Raw genomic sequence first — 3,017 nt, 5'->3', positions numbered from 1 at the left:
CATCGTATGCACTACGCCGTCATCATGGCCGGGGGAATCGGCAGCAGGTTCTGGCCTCGCAGCCGCCAGGAGATGCCGAAACAGTTTCTGAATGTTTTCGGCGACGCGACGCTGATTCAAAATACGGTGGCGCGGCTGCAAGGACTCATCCCGCCGGAGCGCTGCCTCATCGTTACGCACGAGCGGTACGTGGAGCAGACCAAACGGCAGCTTCCAGCGGTTCCCGATGAGAACATTCTCGCGGAACCGATCAGCCGCAACACCGCCCCGTGCATCGCCTACGCAGCGGTCAAACTGGCCGAACGGGACCCGGACGCCACGATGGTCGTCCTTCCGGCGGACCATGTGATTCGTGACGTGGCGGGCTTTCATTCTGTTCTCGACGTTGCGCTGGACAAAGCGCAAGACCCGGAGTCGCTCGTAACAATCGGAATCGAACCGACCTATCCGGCAACCGGCTACGGCTACATCCAGTACGACGACTCCAGCGAGACGGACGATGATGGCCCGCGGGCACTGCCCGTAAAGACGTTCGCCGAGAAACCGGACGAGCAGACGGCGTCGCGTTTCCTGAACTCGGGCGACTTCCTCTGGAACAGCGGGATGTTCATTTGGCGGGCCGACACAATTCTCTCCGAACTGCAAGCACATCTACCGGAATGCCATGCGGCGTTCCAGCCGGTTCGGCCGGTCGTGGATACCAATGACGAAGAGGCCCGCGTTGCGGATGCCTTCCAGAACAGCCCGCGCATTTCGATCGACTACGGCGTGATGGAGCAGTCCGACCGCGTTTTTGTGGTCCCGGGCTCCTTCGGTTGGAACGACGTCGGCGACTGGAAGGCGGTCTTCGAGGAAAGCCAGCGCCGCGGCCTCGACGACGATCAGGGCAACGTCGTGCCGGACGATGCCCGCGTCATCATGCACGATTCCTCCCGATGCCTGGTCAACAGCGACGACCGTCTGGTGGTGCTCGTCGGCATGCATGACACCGTCGTGGTCGACACAGAGGATGCTGTTCTCGTCTGCGACCGGGAGAACGCGCAGCAGGTGAAAAACGTCGTCGACTACCGCCGCTCGCACCAACGCGACGAGTACGTGTAGGCTTGCTCCAGTTCGCTGTTGAAGGCTTCGGCTCCAACGGTCACAATTGAACTTCGACGACAGCATGCACGCAACCTGACGTCCGGCACGGAACTGCGTGACATAGTGCCCAGCGAAAAATCGGGCAGAGTCCGACTTGACTGTTCGTGAAGAGTTGACGGCCTAATTTTCTGTCACCTACGTTTTTGTGCCACTTCGCCCCGTCTCGGTCCGCCCGAGATGGGGTTTTTTCGTTCGGGGTTTGGATTCCGGGTGATGGGTTCTGGGTTCCGGGTTTCGGGTGTGCAACGGGTGTGCAACGGCCTGCCCGGCGACTTAGGGGCCCATCATATGCTCCGAAAACCTGTTGCCTCGCTCCCGGGGTGTACATTCCCCCTTTCCCCCCTTCCCCGGCCGCTCCTTCTCTCAATTTTCCAACAACACCCTGAACCCGGCGTCAGACAATGACGTAGGCGTCATGTCGTGACTACGGAGTCACCTCGTGACTGGTACGTCACTTTGTTACATTTGCCTTAGCCCGTTGCCCGCATGTCCTCTTCTACGTCTCCCGACCTGTCCCGCCGCGAGCGGGAACGCCAGATGCGCCGGCGCGCCATGATTGACGCTGCGCAGTCCGTCTTTGCGGAGAAAGGCTATGCCCGTGCCACGTTGGACGAGATTGCAGAGCGGGCGGAGTTTGGGAAGGGCACGATCTACAATTACTTCGAGGGCGGCAAGGAAGACATCCTCTATGCCATTTTCGACAAGACCTACCGGGAGGTCGTCTCAATTATCGCAGAGACCTTTGCGGGAGACGATGAGGCACGACACCTGCGGGACCGATACCATGACCTTGTTGTGCGCGGCTTCGAGTTCTACGCCGAGCGCGAGGACCTGCTGATCATTCTGCAGAAGGAGGCGTACCGGATGGCGTTCAGCGACGATGCGGAACGCGCCCGCTATTTCCACCAATGGCACGGACGGATCCTCAAGGCCGCTCTGCCAGCGATCGAGCGCGCCATCGAACGGGACGAGATCCGCGACCTCCCGGCCACGGCCATCGCGCACATGCTGATGGAGAATCTCGACAACCTCTTAGTGCATCGCTCGCTAGCCCGCCGCAGCCAGGAGACACTCAACCCGTGCGACGCCGCGATGAGCGTGCACGACGACCCGCAACGGGCTGCGGATTTTCTCTCTACTATGCTCTTCGACGGCCTGTCGGACGCGGCGGCCGGTAACCCCTGACTCCTGCTCCACGTGCATCACCCGACCCGCTTCGCTCTTTTCTCGCCTGTCCACGCTGGCATGTCCCGCTTCACACCTCCCTTTTTCGCCACCGTCGCCGCTGCCGTGGTACTGGCCGTCGTCGTACTGCTGGTCCCCGACGACGCGGCCGCGCAGGAGACGCCGTCTGCCCCGGACAGCGCCGACGTGCTCTGGGTACGACAGAACCCCCTGGACGATGCACGGGTCGCCCCCGACGCGTCGGATGCAGACGCGCGAAACGCTATGGCGGCACACCTGGCCCGGAAGCTCGTCCGGTCGGGTAGCGGTCCGGACGAGCCCGCACCGGACACCTCCGGGACGACGGAAACCTCCCGATCCAATGCGCCGCGGGTCCTTTCGCTGCGTGACGCCGTGCAGATTGCCCTCCGCGAGAACTACGATCTTCGCCGCGCAGAGCTTGATGTACGAACGGCCACGGCACAGGTCAAAGAAGCCCGCGGCTCGGTGTATCCACGCGTGGACGTCAGCGGCAGCTACACCCGCAATATTGTTCAGGCGAACCCCTTTGCCGGAAGCGACGTGTCGAGTTTCCTCGGCGGCGGGGGTCAGGGCGACTGGGTCGCATTCAACGAGCGGGCACGCCAGGACGGCGACCCGTCTACCGAGCCCATCACATTCAACGAGTTCCTCCGCCGGCAGGAAGAAGC

At 62.3% G+C, this 3,017-nt stretch carries 3 protein-coding genes; all 3 read left to right on the top strand.

Annotation, left to right across the window (positions count from 1 at the left end; translation table 11 throughout):
- Positions 1 to 1,101, top strand: a 1,101-nt coding sequence (locus ACFCU0_RS06740; protein WP_434972902.1) for a mannose-1-phosphate guanylyltransferase, incomplete at its 5' end; no start/stop codon positions are given.
- A 528-nt stretch (positions 1,102 to 1,629) separates the two neighbouring features.
- Entirely contained in the window at positions 1,630 to 2,328 is a 699-nt protein-coding gene (locus ACFCU0_RS06735) for a TetR/AcrR family transcriptional regulator (protein ID WP_434972901.1), read from the top strand.
- A gap of 60 nt (positions 2,329 to 2,388) precedes the next feature.
- The coding region (locus ACFCU0_RS06730; RefSeq protein WP_434972900.1) for a TolC family protein at positions 2,389 to 3,017 on the top strand (629 nt) is incomplete at its 3' end.

The sequence above is a fragment of the Longibacter sp. genome, assembly GCF_051155795.1.
Classification (GTDB): Bacteria; Bacteroidota; Rhodothermia; order Rhodothermales; family Salinibacteraceae; genus Longibacter.
This window is presented reverse-complemented; position numbering and strand designations above follow the sequence as displayed.